Genomic DNA, 22,915 nt, shown 5'->3' with positions numbered 1-22,915 from the left:
AATGCACAAACTTCGAAAAATGTCATTAGAAAAACAGCGAGGCTTGCCAGTTATTATAACAGTCCGTGGGTGTTGCTTTATGTGCAAACGCCGAAGGAAAGTATGGATAAAATTGCGCTGGACAAACAACGCCATCTGATCAATAATTTCAAACTGGCCACTGAATTGGGAGGCGAAATAATCCGGGTCGAAAGCGCACATGTTTCCAGAACCATTATGGAAGTTGCCGAGCAAAGACAAATCACAACAATTTGTATCGGAAAGCCGCATATGAGTTTGTTTAAAGTAATTTTGGCTACCAATCTCTTTAACCAGCTGTTGAAAAAGTTGTCTGTCTCTGAAATTGACCTTGTTATTCTGTCCTGATGAAAATAAAAACAAAATTAACCCTCGGTGTAGGGCTGCTTTTTCTGATGATCATTATCCTTTCATTGGTGGCGGCCCGGTATATCAATGTATTGAAAAATGATACAGAAAATATTCTGGCTGATAATTACAATACCCTGGAATATTCACGTAATATGTTGATGTCGCTGGATCAGACACAGCAAAGCACAAAAGCATTTTTCACTTTTGAAGATAATCTTAATAAGCAACGGAAAAATGTTACTGAAATTGGTGAACGGGAGGCAACGGATGCAATTTCAGACCATTTGATACAATTAAAACAAACGCCGGCCAATCTTTTACTTCATCAGCTGATCAGAAAAGATATCACAGAACTGATGCGCCTGAACATGGAAGCGATTCAGCGTAAAAGTGAAATTGCCCAGGAAACTGCGCGCTCTGCTAATTTATGGATCGTGATGACCGGAACGCTTTGTTTCCTTTTTGCTTTTACGTTGCTGGTCAATTTACCAAGTAATATAGCCAATCCGATCAAAGAATTAACAGAAAGTATTAAGGAAATCGCTGCTAAAAATTATTCGCAAAGGGTAAATTTTGGCAGTAAAAATGAGTTTGGAGAATTGGCTGGCTCTTTCAATACCATGGCTGAAAAACTGGAAGAGTATGACAACAGTAATCTTTCTAAAATACTATTTGAAAAAAAGAGAATAGAGACCTTGATCAACAATATGCATGAGCCTGTTTTAGGTTTGGATGAAAATAAAAAAGTATTGTTTGCAAACGACGAAGTGCTGAAAATTTCAGGACTTTTGGCCGAAGATGTCATTGGTAAACCAGCTATTGAAGTTGCGCTTCATAATGATTTGATCCGTTCTTTGGTACAAGGTTTAGTAATGCCAAAACCGCAGACAGAAAAGGAAAAGCCGCTCAAAATTTATGCTGATAATAAGGAAAGTTATTTCGAGAAAGAAATTGTAAATATTACGATTACGCCAACTGGAGAAAAAGAAAAGATCTTTATTGGTCAGGTAATAGTTCTCAAAAATATCACACCTTTTAAAGAGCTGGATTTTGCAAAAACCAATTTTATTGCAACGGTTTCGCATGAATTAAAAACTCCGATTTCATCGATAAAAATGAGTATTCAGTTGTTGGAGAACAAACAGACCGGCGATGTAAATGACGAGCAAAAACAGCTGATTGAAAGTATAAAAGATGATAGTAACCGATTGCTCAAAATTACAGGAGAATTGTTGAATCTTTCGCAGGTTGAAACCGGAAATATTCAATTAAATATACAGCAGAGCGATCCATATAAAATTTTGAAATATGCCATGGAGGCTGTAAAAGTACAGGCTGAACAGAAGCAGATCAAGCTAACTTATGAAGTAGAAGAAAATCTGCCGGAAGTAAAAGCAGATACTGAAAAAACGGCCTGGGTTTTGATCAACTTTCTAACAAATGCAATCCGTTACTCGTCGGAGGAAAGCAAAATCGAAATAGGTGTGAAGAAAGAAATAAATGGTGTTTTGTTTTCGGTTAAAGATCAGGGGAAAGGGATTGAAAGCCGCTACAGGGAAAAGATTTTTGATCGTTATTTCCAGGTGCCAGGGAGTGCGAAAACGGGCACGGGTCTTGGGCTTGCAATCAGCAAAGAATTTATTGAAGCACAGGGCGGAAAGATTGGACTTGATTCAGAAATTGGAATGGGGAGTACTTTTTATTTCAATTTGAATACAAATTAAAATATTGATAAAGTGGCAATCAATTCCAGCTCAACTTGCCAAAGAAAATAAAAAATTTATCTACGGAATAATTAAAGAGGGAGCCAGGACGAGAGAGTACGAATTGGCTATGTCATGGCTAATTGATTGAGGATTAATTCACAAAGTTAATCGCATATCAAAACCAGTAATACCATTAAAAGCATATGAAGACTTTGGGGCTTTTAAGTTATTCCTGGTAGATATTGGTCTTTTGGGTGCTGTTGTAGATATTGATGTAAAAACGCTTTTGGATGGTAATATTTTATTTGAAGAATTTAAGGGTGCTTTAACTGAGCAATTTGTAATGCAGCAATTAATTACTTTTAAAGAAAAATTTACCTATTACTGGTCAGCAGAAAATGCAACTGCCGAAATAGATTTCCTGATTCAATTTTCAGGAAAGATTATTCCGGTCGAAGTTAAGGCGGAAGAAAATTTAAAAGTATTTCATCAAAAATATAATCCGGCTTTAACAATAAGAACTTCGATGTCCGATTTTAGAAGGGAAGAATGGTTAGTTAATCTACCACTGTATGCCCTCAGCGAGTTAGCTACTATTATAATCGAACAGCTAAGAGAAAGGACTTTTCCTAAATAAAATTTTCACAGCTTTCTTTCAAAACCTCCGTTCCAAAGCGAACGAACAGTGTTCATTATCGGACATTGCTCGTTCGCTTTATTTTTGTTAAGTAATTGATATTTAAATATTTAATTTATGAAAAAATCATTGGCAAACTATTTGAACAGCAAAGCTGGACAAATCCATATACAGTAAATATGATTAGCAACTATTTTAAAATCGCCCGAAGGAATCTTGTTAAAAATAAGGTTTATTCATTTATAAATATTGCTGGTCTCGCTACCGGGCTTGCTGTTGCCATGCTAATCGGGCTATGGATTTTTGACGAACTTTCCTTCAATAAATCCTTTGAAAATTATAATCATCTTGCGATTATAAAGCAAAATCAGACATTCAATAACGAAGTCGGAACGCAAAATTCGGTACCCTATTTAATGGGAGAAGAAATTCGTAACAAGTATGGAAGCGATTTCAAATATGTTGTAATGTCCTCCGGGTCTTCTACGGAGATTCTGGCTTTTGGGGATAAAAAAATTTCCAAACAAGGAAGTTATATAGAGCCCGGGATTACAGAAATGTTATCTCTGAAAATGATTAAAGGAACAAGGGCTGGTTTGAAAGAAATTAACTCTATTATGCTTTCGGAGGAAACTTCGAAAGCACTTTTTGGTGATAATGATCCAATTGATAAGGTTATCAAAATAAATAACAAACAGAATTTGAAAGTTACAGGGGTATACGAGGATATTCCATATAATTCTGATTTCAAAGATTTATCGTTCATCGCGCCATGGGAGCTTTATATCAATAACGAAAACTGGTCAGAGAAAAAGACAAATCCCTGGCGTGCCAACATGTTTATCACCTTTGCCCAGATTGCTGATCATACGGATATGGATAAAGTTTCGGCCAAGATCAAGGATGTAAAACTTAATAAAGTAAGGCCGGAAGATGCAGCATTCAAGCCGGAAATTTTTCTTCACCCGCTAAGCAAATGGCACTTATATTCTGAGTTTAAAAATGGCAAAGTTTCTGGTGGAAGTATAGAATTTGTTTGGCTTTTTGGTATCATTGGCATTTTTGTTTTGCTTTTAGCCTGTATCAATTTTATGAATTTGAGTACTGCCAGAAGTGAAAAAAGAGCCAAGGAAGTCGGGATTCGCAAGGCGATTGGTTCTTTGAGAAGTCAGCTTGTTACGCAGTTCTTTAGTGAATCTTTACTTGTAGTGGCGTTTGCTTTTATTTTCTCCGTTGTTTTGGTGCTTTCTGTCCTGCCATTTTTCAATGAAGTGGCGGATAAAAAGATGATATTTCCGTGGAAAGAGCCATTGTTCTGGATTTCAAGTATTGGTTTCAGCATCATTACCGGACTTATTGCAGGAAGTTATCCAGCACTTTATTTGTCCTCATTCCAACCAATTAAGGTTTTGAAAGGAAGCGGTTTTGCCAGAATTAAGCTGGGAAGTTTCGCGGCTGTCCCCCGAAAGGTTTTGGTTGTGGTTCAGTTTACAATCTCTATTATTTTAATTATTGGCACCATTACCGTGTTCCGTCAAATCGAATTTGCCAGAGACCGGCCGGTCGGATATGATAGAAATAATTTGCTGATGGTTGCCATGAACACGCCTGAAATACGCGGACATTATGAAGCCATAAGAAGTGAATTATTGAAAACGGGTGTTGTCAAAGAAATGTCGCAGTCCTCGAATCCCACGACATACATTGCCGCGATCAATAATGGTTACGAATGGGAGGGCAAGGATCCTGCAACGCAGGGGAATTTTGCTACCATGGCCGTTTCTCATGATTTTGGAAAAACAGTTGGCTGGCAGTTTACAGAAGGAAGAGATTTTTCAAGGTCTTTCTCGACGGATTCTTCCGGTGTTGTGATCAATGAAACTGCTGCCAAATTTATGGGATTGAAAAACCCGGTTGGCTCAATTATTAAAGCGGACGGAAAACCGTATCAGGTTATTGGTGTGATCAAAGATATGATCATGGAATCGCCATACAAGGCTTCTTTTCGTACGTGTTTCTTTCTGGAATATGGTTGGGCAAACGTATTCAATATCAAAATAAATCCTGAATCAGGATCGACAGAAGCTTTGAGGGAAATTGAGGAAGTCTTCAAAAAATTTAATCCTGCCGCTCCTTTTGACTATAAATTTACGGACGAGCAGTACGCAAAAAAATTCGGAGAAGAAGTAAGAATAGGTAAACTGACCTCATTTTTTGCAATTCTGGCAATCTTCATTAGTTGTCTGGGTTTATTTGGAATGGCGACTTTCATAGCAGAACAGCGTACAAAGGAAATTGGAATACGAAAAGTACTCGGTGCCTCATTAGCTAGTTTGTGGAGTATGCTTTCCAGGGAATTTATATTGCTGGTCGTTTTGTCCTGCATCATTGCCGCTCCGATTGCCTGGTATTTTATGGAAAGCTGGTTGAATAAATATGATTACCGGACAGAAATGTCGTGGTGGATATTTGCCGTTTCAGGTGTTGGCGCTTTGATTATTACTTTGTTAACGGTAAGTTTTCAAGCCATCAAAGCAGCCTTGATGAATCCGGTAAAAAGTTTAAAAAGCGAGTAGGGGCGGCCCTCGTGGCCGCCCAATCCAAAGCAACCAAAACCAAAGTACCAGTCCAACCCAAATAACCTTATTTCAAATCGAACAAAATCGGTTAGATAATCGCTCATGATATTAAACTATCTTAAAACTGCCCGAAGAAATCTTTGGAAAAATAAAACCAATACATTAATCAATGTGTTCGGGCTGGCACTTGGAATTACTTGCTGTTTAGGTATTTATGTATTTGTGAATTACGAATTGAGCTTCGATAATTTTCACACCAACGCAGACCGGACCTACCGGATCGTGGAGCATAGTCAAAAAGCCAATGGCATTCAGCACTGGCCAACAACGGCTTATCCCTTGGCCGAAGCTTTACGCCGTGAATTTCCGAATATCAGCGTTACCCAAACCGCCGGACCTGATAAGCGAATTATCAGTGCAAAAGATGAAAAAGGTGAGATCCGCAGATTTGAAGAAAAGCGTGTCATGTTCGCTGACAAGAATTATTTGCGTCTTTTTGATTTTAAAAATGCTTTTGAAAAAGGACTTTGGTTGTCAGGAAACGCCACTACGGCTTTCAGTCAGCCTAATTCGGTTGTGTTAACTGAGCAAATGGCAGAACGTTATTTTGGAGTAGTTTCGGATAATTATGATCAACTGATTGGCAAAGTTCTGACATTAAATAATACAGATATTCTTACGGTATCAGGTATAATCCGGAACCCGCCTGCGAATACGAATCTGCCTTTTGATATCCTGATAAACTACGACTTTTTCAAGGTAAATAATACCTACCAGGCCAACAACTGGTCGGGCAATTATCTGGGAACTACGTATGTTGAATTGGCTCCCGGTATGGATCCCGCCAAATTTGAAAAGGCCGTTGATAAACTAAAAAGTAAATATCTGAACGCTGAGGATAATCGACGGATCAGTTATTTTCTGCAACCACTTTCCTACATTCATACTAACTCTTTGTATGCCAGCGAGCCGGGTACCTATGTGATCGGGAAGGAAGTTTTGTGGGGATTGAGCAGTCTGGCTGTGTTTTTGATATTGATCGCTTCTGTTAATTTTATAAATCTGAGTACGGCTCAGGCTATGCAGCGTCAAAAAGAAATTGGCGTTCGTAAAGCCATTGGTAGTAGCGAAGGCCAGTTGTTTTTTCAATTTATGAGCGAAACATTTTTGTTAGCTCTTGTTGCCGGTTTTTTATCGGTCAATGGGCTTTATGCTTTGCTTTGGATCGTTGATCAGAAATTGTCTTTTATTGATTTAAACCTCACACCGACTATCCAAACCTGGCTTTTCGGTGCAGGACTTATTGGAGTAATTACACTGCTTGCCGGCAGTTATCCTGCCTTTGTTTTGTCTGGATTTAAACCGGCTATGGCTATTAAAAATAACGTTCAACGCAAATCAAATGGAATTTCACTGCGTCAGGGGCTTATTGTTTTTCAATTTGGAATAACGTATTGTCTGCTTGTAGCCACCTGGATTTCTTCTGATCAAATGTCGTTTTTTCAAAAAAAAGGACTTGGATTTACAAAGGATGCTGTTTTAACGATCAATGCTCCACGAAATAAAAAGTTTGGAGAACTAGATGCTTTTCGGCAGGAATTGCTTCAATATCATGATATAAAGGAAGTGAGTTTTGCATCGGGAGCTCCCTTGACCAAAAACTGGTATGGCACCGATTTTCACCTAAAATCAGAACCGATTACCATGTCTCGTCAGGCAGAAATGAAAAATACAGATGAGAATTATCAAAAACTTTTTGGTCTGCAACTGGTTGCAGGACAATGGCTTTCAACTTCTAATATGGTTCCCGACAGCGTTGGTTTTAATGGATTTGTAATCAATGAAACTATGGTGAAAATGCTGAATCTGACACCGGAAAAAGCCATTGGAGAAAAACTGGTTATTAATGAAGGCGAAGCACCGATTATAGGCGTTGTGAAGGATTTTCATAATGCATCTTTGCAGCAGGCCATTCAGCCATGCGTATTTATGTACCCTAATACACCCGAGCAAATTCACATACAATTGCTTGGAACCAATGGCCGTCTTTCAAATTTATCACAGACACTCGCACATCTGGCGCAAACCTGGAAACAGACTTTTCCCGATGATGTGTATCAATTTACATTCCTGAATGAATCCCTGGCCAAAAATTATTTTGTAGAACAACTGGTCTTTGACGCATTCAAAACATTTGCAGCCATATCCATTTTCATTTCCTGCCTGGGTCTTTTTGGATTGATCACACTTACTGCCGCACAAAGAACAAAGGAAATCGGAGTTCGAAAAGTGCTTGGAGCATCTGTGGCCAGCGTGGTTGGTATGTTAACGGGCGATTTTGTGAAACTGGTGATTTACGCAATCGTACTTGCTTTGCCAATTTCCTGGTGGTTTATGAATCAATGGCTGCAAGGCTTTGCTTATAAAACCGACATTAACGGATGGATTTTTGTTCTGTCAGGGATTTTTGCCGTGACTATCGCATTGGTAACGGTTAGTTTTCAAAGTATAAAAGCAGCATTAATGGATCCTGTGAAAAGCCTGAAAAGTGAATAGACGATTAGCTTTTAGCCATTAGCTTTTGGCGCCTGGTCTATGGAATTTCCAGAAAGTAATTTAAGTAAATAAAATTGAATTTGACAAGCTAAACGTTAACGCCTAAATCCCGACACCCATGATACGAAATTATTTTAAAATCGCTTTCAGGACATTGATGCATAATAAAAGTTATGCACTGATAAACATTACGGGTTTGGCGCTGGGATTGGCTGCCTGTATCGTAATTTTTCTAGTCGTTCAAAATGAATTGAGCTATGATCAATATCATAGAAAAGCAGATCGTACATATCGTGTGACACTTGGTGGCCGGGACTATAATCCAAGCGTTGCTTTTGCAATAGCTCCGGCTTTTAAAAATGATTTTCCCGAAGCAGAAGTGTCACAATACTTTGCGCAGCAAGGCGGTCTTGTCAGTGTTGGTGAGCAGAAATACAATCAAAAAGTATACGCTTTTGCAGACGAAAATTTTACCAAGATATTTGATTTTACCTGGTTGTCCGGAAATGCAGAAACCGCTTTGAAAGAACCTAATACGGTTATTCTTACTGAAAGTGCAGCCCGGAAATATTTTCATGATAGGGATGCGATGGGTAAAATCATCAAACTTAACAATGAAAAGGATTTGCGGGTAACGGGCGTCATCAAAGATTTGCCTTCCAATACACATCTGGTTTTTTCTTTTTTGGTATCCTGGGAAACAATCAGAAAAGATGTAGACACGTCACATTTCTGGTCGATCCAGGGCGGAATGGTTTATATAACGTTGCCGAAAACTGAATCTGCCAAGTCGGTTCAGGCAAGGTTTCCAGCTTTTATCCAAAAAAACTGGGAAGCTGACATTGCAAAGGAAAAGGGACTTTTGCTTTTACAGCCGTTAAAAGAAATTCATTTTGACAGGCGATATCTCAACCAAATCTCGATGCCAAGATCAAAGGAAACGATTTACGGACTTGCAGGCGTGGCACTTTTCATTATTCTGACGGCATGTATAAATTTCGTAAATCTTGCTACTGCCCAGTCTTTAAAACGTGGAAAAGAAGTTGGTATCCGGAAGACTCTTGGTGCTTTTAGAAAACAACTTATCATGCAGGTTATGGGTGAAACAACGCTGCTTGTTTTAGTATCTGTAGGCTTATCGCTTGTGGCCGTTACGTTATTTTTACCTTATACAGAGACATTGCTGGATATTAGAATTGAAACTGCAAATCTTTTTAAACCCGAAATGATCGGTGCGGTTCTTCTAATTGTTGTTGTAACTATTCTTTTGGCTGGACTTTATCCTGCCTTTATTCAATCCGGATTTCAACCCTTGAAAGCATTGAAATCCGGAGTTTCTGACAATTCAAATGGCAAATCCTATTTACGAAAAGGACTTGTGGTTGTGCAGTTTTCTATAACCCAAATTCTGCTTGTCGGAACTTTGATTGTTGGAAGCCAGATGGATTTCTTTTTGAACAAGGATATTGGTTTTGATAAAGATGCTATCGTTACATTTTCAACAGGAGAAAAAGTAGATGTATTACGTCAAAAATTGATTGATAATCCGGGTGTGCAACAGGTAAGTTTTGCGTCGGGCGGTCCGGCTTACAATACCAATTTTGCTCCTTTTACCTCTCCGGAATTAGGAATGACCGAAAATGATGTGACAGAAATCAAACAGGTGGATGAAAATTATCTGTCCATGTATCATATCAAACTTCTTGCGGGCGAGACGATTACCAAAATAATTTCAAAAGATACTGTCGCCAACCTGGTTGTGAACCAGACATTAATAACAAGATTAGGTATCAGGGATCCGGGAAAGGCAATAGGTCAGCGATTCTTTATTGGCGACCGTCCGATCCGGATTAAAGGTGTCGTTCAGGATTTTCAGAGTGAATCAAAACACAAGAAGATCAGGGCTTGTGTGATAATGTATAACCCAAATTCCTTCTGGCAGGCCAGCGTAAAACTTCGTCCGGAAAAGATGCGGGAAACCCTGGCTTCCATTGAGAAAGACTGGTCTGAATTGAATCCAAAATCATTATTTTCATATGAGTTTATGGATGACCGCATTGCCGGATTATACAATCAGGAATACAAAATGTACACAGCCTTCCGACTGTTTTCAGCCATTGCGATCCTGATTGGTTGTCTGGGTCTGTATGGTCTGGTTTCGCTTATGGCCGTTCAGCGTACCAAAGAAATAGGCATTCGTAAAGTAATGGGCGCTTCCGTTCCAGGGTTGGTTGTGTTGTTTGTCAATCAATTCATCTGGCTGATCCTGATCGCATTTGTAGTAGCCGCACCAATTGCCTGGTTTGCAATGGACAAATGGTTACAAGAATTCGCCTATCACATTAATATTGGCCCAGACATTTTCCTGATTTCCATAGTAACCACATTAATTATAGCAGGCGTCACAATAAGCCATCAAAGCATAAAAGCCGCATTGATGAACCCAATAAAAAGTTTACGAAGCGAGTAGGGGCGGGCCTTGTGTCCGCCCAATCCAGCGCAACGGCAGCGCCCCTAGCGAAAAAGCCACGCCGCCGGAACGCAAAAACAAAACGCATGAAAGAAGCAAAAGCAAGCCAATCAGTTGTAAGTATTCCAGAAGATCCATAGCAATAACTGATTAACATAAATAAAATAAAGCAAACCAAAACCAATTAAATACAACCAACTCCCATGCTCCTCAACCACTTAAAAATCGCATACAGAAATTTGTCACAGAATAAAGGTTATTCTGCCCTGACAATTTTCGGCCTTGCCCTGGGTTTGGCAGTTAGTTTGCTGAGCATTTTATATGTAAAAGACGAGTTGGCCTACGATCATTTCAATACCAAATCTGACCGTATTTACCGCATCAACAGCGACATAACCTATTCAGGAAAAGACTCAAAAGGCGCCCTTGCACCAACGCCCATGGGAGAAACCCTAAAACAAGATTTCCCGGAAATAGAAGAATTTACCAGACTAGGAAAATACGACAGCCAGATTGTAAAAAGTGATCGAACAGCGATCCGTGAAGAAAATATTTTGTACGCAGATTCGACCGTTTTCAATGTTTTCACGCTTCCAATGCTTGCCGGAAATCCTCAAAAAGCATTAACCGGACCCAATTCAGTTGTTATTTCAAGAAGAATAGCCAGGAAATATTTTGGTACGACCAATGCATTAAACAAAATCTTAACATTTAATAATGATGAGGTCCGCCGCGTAACCGGCGTCATGGAAGATATGCCCGAGCAATCACACTTTCAAGCTGATTTTCTTTTGCCTTTGTATGAAACAAAAGATGCGAAAGTGAATAAATGGGGAAATCATATTTTCAACACCTATGTACTTCTCAAACCCGGAACGAGCCCAAAATCAGTAGAAGCCAAATTTGAAAAAATACTACAAACCTATCTTGATCCGGCTTTAAAGCAATATTTTCAAACCACACTTGCCGATACCAGAAAGGCTGGTAATAATTTCAGTTATTCACTGATGCCGCTCACAGATATTCATTTGTACTCCGACCGCCAGGGTGAACTTTCACCGAATGGCAGTATTCAGTATGTCTATATCTTTCTCTTGACCGGCTTATTTATTCTTTTAATTGCCGTTTTCAATTTTATCAATCTAACGACCGCACGCTCGGCCAAAAGAGCCAGAGAAGTCGGGGTAAGAAAAGTGATGGGTTCCGACAGATCCGTTCTTGTATTTCAATTTTTGTCGGAATCTTTACTTACCACCTTTTTGGCATTAGCTACCGGATTGATTTTGTTGTATTTATTGCTTCCCACGTTTAACGATCTTGCGGCAAAACATCTTGCCATAAATACAGAAATCAATCTTTCTTCGATACTTTATTTATTGGCCGGAACAACCCTGGTTAGTATAATAGCAGGAATATATCCCGCCTTTTATCTGTCTTCATTTCAGCCTGTTAAGGCTTTAAAAGGTATTATGGTACAATCCCGATCTCAGGGCTTCCGGAATTCCCTTGTTGCTTTCCAGTTTGCTTTATCTGTTTTGTTAATCATTGGTACGCTGCTTATCAATCAGCAGCTTCAATATATTCAGACTAAAAGAATAGGTTTTGATAAAGACCAGGTTGTCATTATCAATACGGCTCAATCCACGAAATCGCAGGTTTTAACATTTAAAAATGAAGCTTTGCGAAATCCATCCGTAAAAAGTGGAACGGTAAGTGGTTTTTTGCCGGTTACATCCAAACGCTGGAATGATATGTGGTATCCGCAGCAGGAAACGGATCCAAAATATTCTGTCAATATGCAGGAATGGATGGTTGATCCTGATTATATTTCAACACTTCGCATGGAACTTGTATCGGGGAGGGATTTTATTGAAGGAAGAACAACCGATAGTTCTGCAGTAATTGTTAATGAAAGTGCTGCGAAACAATTTGGTTTGCAGGATCCGATTGGAAAAATAATTCATAAGACGGGAGGCGAGCAACTTACCGTTATTGGTGTTGTTAAAGATTTTCACTACGAATCCTTACGGTCAAAAATTGCACCTGTCGGGTTGGTAATTAACGGAAATGCGATTGACAGACCACTTGAAAAATCATTTTTAGAAGCCGTTTCTTTTCGCCTGAATACTGGTGATGTAACGTCCTCACTTGCCGGAATTGAAAAAAAATGGAAAGAAATTGCACCCGGACAACCCTTTGAATATTCGTTTTTAAATGAAGATTTCGATGCCATGTATCGTTCAGAACAGCGCATTGAGCAATTGTTTACCGCTTTTTCAGGAATTGCCATACTCATAGCTTGCCTGGGATTATTAGGTCTCAGCGCATTTTCCGCGGAACAAAGAACGAAGGAAATTGGCGTTCGAAAAGTTCTGGGCGCTTCCATAGGTAGTATCGTTTCACTACTTTCCAAAGACTTTTTGAAACCTGTGTTACTGGCAATTCTCATTGCCACACCAATCGGCTGGTATGCCATGCAAATCTGGTTGCGGGATTTTGCTTATAAAATTGAAATTCAGTGGTGGGTTTTTGCCTGCGCCGGTTTGTCGTCGCTCGCCATTGCTTTACTCACAGTGAGTTTTCAAAGTATAAAAGCAGCATTGATGAATCCGGTGAAAAGTCTGAGAAGTGAATAAAATTGAAGAAAAAGATTCGTATAAACATCCGCGGATTGAAATTTACAACATTACCAAAAATAGCTATGATCACGAACTATTTTAAAATTGCCTGGCGAAATTTATTGAAAAACAGATTTTACTCGCTCATTAACTGTACCGGTTTGACGATTGGGCTTGGTGTAGGTATTCTGATTTTGTTGTGGGTACAGGACGAATTGAGTTTTGATCGGTTTCACAGGCAGTCAGATAATATCTTCAAACTGGAAAACAGGGTAGGAACCGGTTCAAGCCAACAGATATGGACCAGTACTGCGGCACCAATCGGAATTTTAGGTAAAAAAGAACTACCGGAAATCAAGGATGCTGTCAGGCTTTTCCGCAACAATCAATACATCTTGTTTACGTATAAGGATAAAGTTTTCAACGAGAACAATTCCTCTTTTACTGACCCCAACTTATTCTCGGTTTTCGACTTTAAACTCATTAAGGGAGACAGCAGAAAACCCTTTTTTGATGAAAATTCTATAATTCTTACCGAGACAACCGCGAAAAAGTATTTTGGGGATGAAGATCCGATTGGAAAAATTATCTCAGCCAACGATAAAGTAAGTTTTATGGTTACGGGTATAATCCAGGATTTACCAAAGAATTCAAGTATTCAGGCAGATCTGTTTTTACCTATTTCCCGGTTGTTTAAAAACATGTACAGCAGGCGGCAGGATGGCAGAAATTCGGATAACGATTTCCATCAGTTTGATTATTCCACGTACCTGCTTTTGCAACCTGGACAGCCCGTGGGCAATTTGCCCGATAAGCTGAGAAATATACATTTGCGTAACAAAGCCGACGATACTGACGTTGCTTATCTTTTGCAACCTTTGGCTAAGATGCATCTTTACAGATCTGATGGATCTGAAAAAGGTATAGAAACGGTCAGAATGTTCATCATTATTGCGCTCCTTATTCTTGGTATAGCGTGTATCAATTATGTCAATCTTTCCACGGCAAGATCCATATTGCGTTCCAAAGAGGTGAGTATGAGAAAAATAGTCGGAGCAGCGAAAATTCAGCTTTTCTTGCAATTTCTGATCGAAACGACACTGCTCTTTTTATTGGCAACCCTGTTTGCCCTGGTTCTATTGTATTTACTGATACCTGTTTACAATCAGATTGCGGGCAAAGAACTGGTGATCGATTTTACCAGTTATCGCATTTGGGAAGTGATAGGACTTACCATTGGAGGTACACTAATTGCGTCCAGCATATATCCCGCACTATTACTTTCTTCTTTTGATCCGATGAAGGCATTAAAAGGTAAAGTTTCAGGTAAGATAAATGAAGCATTGTTTCGAAAAGGGCTGGTTGTGGTGCAGTTTTCTATTTCCGTCATGTTGATCGCCGGTACTTTTATTATCAGTAATCAGCTTAAATACATTCGTTCCAAGGAGTTGGGTTACGACAAAACGCACGTTTTATCCTTTCCCATGTACGGAATTGGTAAACATTACGATGCTGTTAAGGCAGATTTGATGAACAAGCCAGGAATTAATGCTATTACTAGAGGAAGTTCAAATATTGTCCAACTCGGATCCCAAACCGGTGACAATGAATGGGAGGGAAAAGAAGCAGGTGAAACGCTGATGCTGCGCCCCATGGCAATAGATAAAGACTTTATGCCTTTTTTCAAAATGCAGCTTTTACAGGGAGCTAATTTTACCGGATCAGTAGCGGATTCGCTTCATTTTATTCTCAATGAAACCGCAGTCAAAGCGGCCCGCATCAAGGATCCGATCGGTAAAAAATTCAGATTATGGAACTTCAGCGGAACCATTATTGGTGTGGTAAAGGATTTTCATTTTGAATCGATGAAACAAAAAATAGAACCCGCCATTTTTTCCTATTACCCGGATTACATGAACCGTATTTATATCAAAACCACGGGAGAAGATGCTGCAAAGGCCATTGGCGCCGCGGAAACTTCCTGGAAACAATACAACGGACAGTTTCCGTTTAGTTACGCTTTTCTTGACGATACCTTCAACGACATGTATAAATCTGAAAAGCAAACCGGGCTTCTTTTTAATATTTTCGCCTCCATTGCCATACTGATTTCATGTCTGGGATTATTTGGGCTTGCAGCTTACACAGCTCAGATACGGACAAGGGAAATAGGCGTTCGTAAGGTTTTAGGATCAAGCGTTACCGGCATTATCGGACTTTTAGCCAAAGATTTTATAAAAATGGTGCTGATCGGTATTATTATCGCCGTTCCGATAGCCTGGTACGCCATGGATAAATGGTTGCAGGATTTTGCCTATAAGATCGATATTCAATGGCCTGTTTTTGCGCTGTCGGGCCTTCTCGCTCTTACAGTCGCATTACTCACCGTTTCTTTCCAAAGCATAAAAGCAGCATTGATGAATCCGGTGAAAAGTTTAAAAAGCGAGTAGGGACGGGCCTTGTGTCCGCCCAATCCAGAGCAGAAGCAAAGCCCAATCCAAAAATCCAAAGTTCAAATCGAACAAACTAGAAAAAAGGCTTATGATACGTAATTATTTCAAAATCGCTTTCAGAAATCTTTTGAAGAACAAAGGATATTCTGCTATCAATATTGGTGGTTTGGCTGTTGGTATGGCTGTAACCATGCTAATCGGTTTGTGGATTTATGATGAACTTTCATATGATAAGTACCATCAGAATTATGACAGAATTGGAAAAATTGTGCTTTTGGGTGTGTTTGATGGCGAAGTTTTCCATCAGGAATATATGCCTGCACCCATGGGAGAAGAACTTCGCAATAATTTTCCCGACGATTTTAAATATGTAATAAATTCTTCCTGGAATGGGGAACATATTTTGGCTTTCGGTGACAAGAAATTTACAAAAACCGGGAATTATCTGAGTGAACAGGCTCCTGATATGTTCTCTTTAAAAATGTTAAAAGGAACACGTTCCGGCTTGAAAGAGCAGTCTTCCATTATGTTATCGGAATCTGTTGCCAGTGCACTTTTTGGAAAAGAAAATCCGCTTGATAAAATCGTAAAAATAGATAACAAGCTGAATGTCAAAGTGACCGGTGTTTATGAAGATCTTCCCTACAATTCGGAATTCAGAAATCTGACTTTTATTGCACCCTGGAATTTATATGTTGCAACGCAGGATTGGGTCAAAAGAGCTCTGGATAATAAGGAATGGGACAATAATTCATGGCAGGTTTTAGTACAGATCAATCCAAATTCAGATTACGCGGCGGTATCCAAAAAAATTGCCAATTTAAAATTAAAACATACACCGCATACGGCATTTTTGAAGCCCAGGCTTTATGTGGAACCCATGTCTAACTGGCATTTATACACGGGTTGGGACAAAAGCGGAAATCTCGATGGCCGTATTCAATATGTCTGGCTCTTTGGCATAATCGGTTTTTTTGTGCTGTTGCTGGCTTCTATCAATTTTATGAATTTAAGCACCGCCCGATCAGAAAAACGTGCAAAAGAAGTTGGTATTCGGAAGGCAATCGGTTCGAAACGCGGACAACTTATTTCACAGTTTCTAAGCGAATCATTACTGATTGTTTCGCTGGCTTTTATGCTTTCTATTTGTTTACTAATTGTCTCGCTTCCATTTTTCAATCAGATTGCCGACAAGAAAATGAGTGTTTTGTGGAATAGTCCGGTATTTTGGCTTCTTGGAATAGGTTTCTGTTTGATCACCGGAATTATCTCCGGAAGTTATCCCGCACTTTATTTATCGTCCTTTCAGCCGATAAAAGTTTTAAAAGGAACTTTTAATATTGGACGGTTTGCAGCTATCCCCAGAAAAGTGCTGGTGGTTTTACAATTCACCGTTTCAGTGACGCTTATCATTGGCACAATAATCGTTTTCAGACAAATTCAGTATGCTAAAAACCGACCGATCGGCTACGACAGGAGCGGGCTGATTACCGTTAGTATGAATACACCGGAATTATTTAATCATTATAATGATTTAAGAGCCAGTTTACTGGAAACAGGAGCGGTGACAGAAATGTCAACTTCATCTTCCGCAGTTACAGAAGTAAACTCTAATAATAGTGGATTTGACTGGGCAGATAAAGATCCCAATTTTAAGCCAAATTTTGGTACGATTGCAGTTTCACATGATTTTGGGAAAACGGTTGGCTGGCAATTTAAGGCCGGACATGATTTTTCAAGACAATTTTCAACGGATTCTACGGGTCTGGTTCTAAATGAGACTGCGGTAAAATATATTGGTTTCAAAAGGCCGGAAGATATTCTTGGAAAGATTATCAAGTGGGATAACAAACCTTTTACCGTGATTGGTGTTATCCGTGACATGGTGATGGATTCGCCTTTCAAACCTGTCGATCCTACTATTTTTATGCTGAACTACGGTTGGGCCAATTACATCAACATAAAACTGAATCCGGAAAAGTCCGCAGCAAATTCACTGGCAAAAATAGAAGGGGTTTTCAGGAAATTCAATCCCGGAAGTCCATTTGATTACAGGTTTTCGGACGATCAATATGCTGCCAAATTTGCTTCCGAAGAGAGAATTGCCAAACTGGCCTCTGCCTTTGCTTCTCTGGCAATACTAATCAGTTGCCTCGGTCTTTTTGCTCTCGCTTCTTTTACTGCCGAGCAACGTACCAAAGAAATAGGAATCAGGAAAGTTCTTGGTGCATCAGTGGCCAATCTTTGGGCTTTGTTGTCAGCAGATTTTGTAGTTCTGGTTATTATTTCCTGTGTCGTATCTGTGCCAATCGCTTACTATTTTCTGAACGGATGGTTGCAGAAATATGAATACAGGACGGAAATTTCGTGGTGGATTTTTGCAGCATCAGGTCTTGGTGCCATGTTGATAACGTTGCTTACTGTAAGCTACCAGGCGATAAGAGCCGCGCTTATGGATCCTGTTAAAAGTTTGAAAAGTGAGTAATGGAGCTTTTGGCGATTAGCTGTTAGCGTTCTGGATAGTAAAAAAGACCAATAGAAATTAAATACGAAAAGCTAAACGTTAACGCGCATCATGATACGTAACTATTTCAAAATCGCTTTAAGAAACCTTGTGAAAAATAAGGTTTATACCGGAATTAATATTTTCGGCTTGGCACTTGGTCTGGCGACTTGTCTTTTAATAATACTTTACATTTCCGACGAATACAGCGTAGATAAACATCATCAATACGGCAACCGAATTTTCCGGATTGCGAGTGAATCAAATGGTGAAACCTGGGCGGGAACCGCGGGTCCCTATGCTCAAGGCTTGAAAAATGATTTCCCGGAAGTGGAAGCGGCTACGCGCATACTAAAGTTTCCCGGCTTTGAAGATATGCTTTTAAAAACCGAGGGGAATCGGTCTGTTAATCAATTTTATGAGCCAAACGGGTTTTATGCGGACTCGACCGTTTTTGAAATTTTTTCATATGATTTTAAATATGGGAAAGCTGAAAATGCACTGAATCAGCCCAATACAATAGTTTTGTCAGAAACGCTGGCTTCAAAAATGTTTGGAAACGAAAATCCGCTGGGCAAAACGGTTAGGATTGGTCTTTATTTTGGCGACTTTAATTATACCGTTTCAGGTGTTTTTAAGAATGGCCACAAATCTCATATCGACGCACATTTTTTCCTTTCGATGCAAAATACGGATTTGGGGCCGTGGGTTAGTAACCAAAAAAACTGGTCTGGAAATAACATTTTTCATACTTATATCAAATTGCGTGACGGCTCGGATGCCAAAACATTTGAAAGCAAGCTGCCTCAATTTCTTAGTCGCAATGGTGGTGCGGATCTTAAAGCAATGGGTGTTACCAAACAACTTTTTATTCAATCCGTACCGGATATTTATCTGACTTCTGATCTTGACGGCGAGATTTCTCCGAACGGCAGCATGATATATCTGTACATTTTCGGGATGATCGCTGCTCTGTTACTTCTGATCGCCTGCATTAATTTTATGAATTTGTCAACAGCCAGATCTGAGAAAAGAGCGAAGGAAGTGGGTGTTCGTAAAGCGATGGGAGCATTTAAAATGTCGCTCGTTTATCAGTTTTTAGGTGAATCAATGGCTATGTCGGTACTTGCGCTTTTCCTTTCCTTACTTTTTATCCAGCTTTCCCTTCCGTTTTTTAATGATCTTACGGGCAAGAATCTGACTATTAGCAATAATCTGAATTTCATCGGCTGGATTGTCGGGATTACATTGCTTACGGGATTACTTTCAGGCATTTATCCTGCCTTTTATTTGTCTTCTTTTCGTCCTGTCAGTGTACTTAAAGGAAGATTTGTCAATAATATTTCGGCTTCACTTTTGAGAAAAGGACTGGTTGTTTTTCAATTTACAATATCGATCATACTGATTTTAGGAGCCGTTGTGATCTGGAAACAATTGTCTTTTCTGCAAACTCAAAATCTGGGATTCAATAAAAACCAGAAAATTATTATTCCTCTTAAAACACCGCAGTCACAAAATAATTTTGCTGCGCTGAAAGAAGAAGTTGAAAGAAATTCCGGTGTCGTTTCTGCTTCCGGCGGATCGGCTTATCCCGGAATGGCAAATGTTGAGGATTTACTTTTTTATCCGGAATCTAAGTCGGTTAATGAAGCAGTTGATATCCGTTTCGCCGCCGTTGAAAATGATTACACTGAAACGCTGGGGTTTAAAATGATTTCCGGAAGAACGTTTTCAAAACAATTTACAGCCGATTCAAACAGTATTATTTTAAACGAAGCTGCGGTGAAAGAACTGGGTTTTGATCCGCAAAATGCTTTGGGAAAGAAAGTATATTATGAGCTTCAAAATGTTCGGAAAAGCATGGTTGTTGTGGGCGTGGTTAAGAATTTCAATTTTGAAAGTCTGCATAATGAAATTAAGCCTTATGGATTTACTACAACCATTGCTAATAAACATCAATACTTTATCACAAATTTAAAATCGGAAGATTATACCAAACTGTTGGCGACCTTTCAGGAATCCTGGAAAAGGCTGAATCCGGATACTCCATTTGCTTATTCATTTCTTGATCAGGATTTTCAAAAGAATTATGAGAAGGAGCAGCGCACTTCGCACATCGTCATCTACTTCACTTTCATAGCCATTGTTATTGCCTGTTTGGGTTTATTTGGCCTTACCATTTTCTCCGCAGAACAACGTACCAAAGAAATAGGTATCAGAAAAGTATTGGGCGCTTCGGTGACAAATATCATTGGGTTGCTTTCCAAAGAATTTCTAGTACTGATTTTCTTCGCCATCCTGATCGCCACACCATTGGCCTGGTTAGGCATGAACCGATGGTTGCAGGATTTTGCCTATAAAGTGAATATTGAGTGGTGGGTTTTCGCATTGACAGGACTGCTGGCAATCGCGATTGCTTTATTCACAGTAAGCTTCCAAAGCATAAAAACAGCATTGATGGATCCTGTGAAAAGTTTGAAAAACGAGTAGGAGCGGCCCTTGTGGCCGCCCATTCCATTGCAAAAGCAAACCCGCCCAATCCATTGCAAAAATGAAGCCCAATCCAAAATTCTTAGTTTAATCGGATAAATCAGAAAAGGCATATGATACGTAATTATTTTAAAATCGCTTTCAGAAATCTTTTGAAGAACAAAGGATATTCTGTTATCAATATCGGTGGTTTGGCTGTTGGTATGGCTGTAACCATGCTGATCGGTTTGTGGATTTATGATGAACTGTCATTTAATAAAAATTATGGGAATTATGACAGGATCGGCAAGATTATGGAATCGGGAACTTTTGGAGGGAATATTTTCCATCAGGAGCATATGCCTGCGCCTATGGGCGATGAGCTTCGAAACAATTTTCCCGACGACTTTAAATACGTTGTAAATTCTTCCTGGACAGAAGAGCATATCGTGGCCTATGGCGATAAAAAATTCACAAAAACCGGAAATTATCTCAGTGAACAGGCCCCGGATATGTTTTCGTTAAAGATGCTGAGGGGAACACGTTCCGGTTTAAAGGATCAGTCTTCTGTAATGTTATCCCAATCTGTTGCGAATGCACTTTTTGGAAATGAAAATCCACTCGATAAGATTATAAAAATAGATAATAAGCTGAATGTAAAAGTGACTGGTGTTTATGAAGATCTGCCTTATAATTCAGAATTTAATGATATAACTTTTATTGCTCCCTGGAATTTGTATGTGGCGACGCAGGACTGGGTAAAAAGGGCTTTGGATAATAAGGAGTGGGATAATAATTCCTGGCAGGTTTTGGTTCAGATTAATCCTCACTCAGATTATGAAGCTGTATCCAGGAAAATCGCTGATTTAAAATTAAAACATGCGCCGCAAACGGCATTTTTAAAACCAAGGCTTTATATCCATCCCATGGCCAAATGGCATTTATATACGGGATGGGATAAAAAAGGGAAGCTGGATAGCCGCATCCAATATATTTGGCTTTTGGGTATTATCGGGCTTTTTGTGCTGTTGCTGGCCTCCATCAATTTCATGAATTTAAGCACTGCCAGATCGGAAAAACGAGCAAAAGAAGTAGGAATTCGCAAGGCAATTGGCTCGAAACGGGGACAACTTATATATCAGTTTTTGAGCGAATCGTTGATGATCGTTTCGCTGGCTTTTGTAATTTCCATTATTCTGCTTGTTGCCGCATTGCCATTTTTCAATGAGGTTGCCGATAAAAAAATGAATGTATTGTGGGCGAGTCCGGTCTTTTGGCTTTTAGGAATCGGTTTTTGTCTGATTACCGGAATTGTTTCGGGTAGTTATCCGGCTCTTTATTTGTCGTCTTTCCAGCCAATAAAAGTACTAAAAGGCACTTTTAATATCGGGCGTTTTGCAGCCATCCCCAGAAAAGTACTTGTTGTTTTGCAATTTACTGTTTCGGTAACACTGATTATAGGTACCGTTATTGTTTTCAGGCAAATTCAGTTTGCTAAAAACCGGCCGATAGGTTACGACCGAAGCGGACTGATAACTATTGACATGAATACCCCCGAATTATACAGTCACTATAATACTTTGAGAAGTAATTTGCTGGAAACGGGAGCTGTGGTAGAGATGTCCACTTCTTCGTCCCGGGTTACGAAATTAACTTCTAATAATGGCGGGTTTAATTGGGAAGGTAAGGATCCAAACTTTAAAGAAAATTTTGGTACAGTTGCAGTGACGCATGATTTTGGGAAAACAGTAGGTTGGCAGTTCAAAGGCGGACGTGATTTTTCAAGGCAGTTTGCCACAGATTCTTCCGGTATGATTATGACCGAAACAACTGTAAAATATATGGGATTCAAGACGCCGGAAGATGTAATTGGCAAGCAGGTCAGATGGAATGAAAAAGCATTTACGGTGGTTGGCGTTATTAGCGATATGGTGATGGATTCACCTTTCGAGCCGGTGCGTCCTACTGTTTTTATGTTGAATTACAGCTGGGCTAATGTTATCAATATTAAACTGAACCCGCAATTGCCGGCCGCAAATTCCCTTGGGAAGGTTGAAGACGTTTTCCGAAAATTTAACCCCGGCAGTCCTTTTGACTATAAGTTTACTGATGATCAGTATGCTGCTAAATTCTCTGCCGAAGAGCGTATCGCAAAATTAGCCTCTGCGTTTGCGGGGCTTGCTATCCTAATCAGTTGTCTCGGTCTTTTTGCATTAGCATCTTTTACTGCCGAACAACGCACCAAAGAAATCGGGATCAGAAAAGTGTTAGGTGCTTCTGTGGCCAATCTTTGGGCTTTATTATCAACTGATTTTGTAATTCTCGTTATTATTTCCTGCGTTGTATCTGTGCCAATCGCTTACTATTTTCTAAACGGCTGGTTGCAGAAATATGAATATAGAACTGAAATTTCCTGGTGGGTTTTTGCTGCGTCAGGCTTGGGTGCAATGCTGATAACTTTGCTTACGGTAAGTTACCAGGCGATAAGAGCCGCACTTTTGGATCCCGTAAAAAGTTTAAAAAGCGAGTAGGGGCGGCCCTCGTGGCCGTCCAAT

At 39.6% G+C, this 22,915-nt stretch carries 11 protein-coding genes; all 11 read left to right on the top strand.

What is annotated here, in order from left to right; translation table 11 throughout:
• On the top strand, positions 1 to 366 hold a 366-nt coding region (locus FDK13_RS31525), incomplete at its 5' end, for a universal stress protein (RefSeq protein ID WP_170982966.1).
• Positions 366 to 2,093, top strand: a complete 1,728-nt coding sequence (locus tag FDK13_RS31520) for an ATP-binding protein (protein WP_137344004.1) — start codon at positions 366 to 368, stop codon at positions 2,091 to 2,093. The genes FDK13_RS31525 and FDK13_RS31520, both read left to right, overlap by 1 nt.
• A gap of 232 nt (positions 2,094 to 2,325) precedes the next feature.
• The gene (locus tag FDK13_RS31515; protein WP_510185855.1) at positions 2,326 to 2,712 is read left to right on the top strand and encodes a DUF4143 domain-containing protein; all 387 of its coding nucleotides are present in this window, start codon (positions 2,326 to 2,328) and stop codon (positions 2,710 to 2,712) included.
• Positions 2,713 to 2,891: 179 nt separating this feature from the next.
• Complete coding sequence (locus tag FDK13_RS31510; protein WP_137344003.1) at positions 2,892 to 5,288, top strand: ABC transporter permease; 2,397 nt, start codon at positions 2,892 to 2,894, stop codon at positions 5,286 to 5,288.
• Between the two features lie 105 nt (positions 5,289 to 5,393).
• Complete coding sequence (locus FDK13_RS31505; RefSeq protein ID WP_137344002.1) at positions 5,394 to 7,847, top strand: ABC transporter permease; 2,454 nt, start codon at positions 5,394 to 5,396, stop codon at positions 7,845 to 7,847.
• 118 nt (positions 7,848 to 7,965) lie between these two features.
• Entirely contained in the window at positions 7,966 to 10,317 is a 2,352-nt protein-coding gene (locus tag FDK13_RS31500) for an ABC transporter permease (protein WP_137344001.1), read from the top strand.
• Positions 10,318 to 10,520: 203 nt separating this feature from the next.
• Positions 10,521 to 12,953: an ABC transporter permease gene (locus tag FDK13_RS31495; protein WP_137344000.1), complete on the top strand. Its 2,433-nt coding sequence runs from the start codon at positions 10,521 to 10,523 to the stop codon at positions 12,951 to 12,953.
• A gap of 65 nt (positions 12,954 to 13,018) precedes the next feature.
• A complete protein-coding gene (locus FDK13_RS31490; protein WP_137343999.1) occupies positions 13,019 to 15,385 on the top strand; it encodes an ABC transporter permease in 2,367 nt (788 codons plus the stop codon).
• 91 nt (positions 15,386 to 15,476) lie between these two features.
• On the top strand, positions 15,477 to 17,873 hold the full coding sequence (locus FDK13_RS31485) for an ABC transporter permease (protein ID WP_137343998.1): 2,397 nt from the start codon (positions 15,477 to 15,479) through the stop codon (positions 17,871 to 17,873).
• A 90-nt stretch (positions 17,874 to 17,963) separates the two neighbouring features.
• Positions 17,964 to 20,381: an ABC transporter permease gene (locus FDK13_RS31480; RefSeq protein WP_137343997.1), complete on the top strand. Its 2,418-nt coding sequence runs from the start codon at positions 17,964 to 17,966 to the stop codon at positions 20,379 to 20,381.
• Positions 20,382 to 20,494: 113 nt separating this feature from the next.
• Entirely contained in the window at positions 20,495 to 22,891 is a 2,397-nt protein-coding gene (locus tag FDK13_RS31475) for an ABC transporter permease (RefSeq protein WP_137343996.1), read from the top strand.
• Positions 22,892 to 22,915 lie beyond the last annotated feature (24 nt).

It is taken from the genome of Dyadobacter frigoris (assembly GCF_005280585.1).
GTDB classification, from domain to species: Bacteria; Bacteroidota; Bacteroidia; order Cytophagales; family Spirosomataceae; genus Dyadobacter; species Dyadobacter frigoris.
The sequence above is the reverse complement of the archived record's forward strand: the minus strand, read 5'-3'. Positions and strand labels throughout refer to the sequence as shown.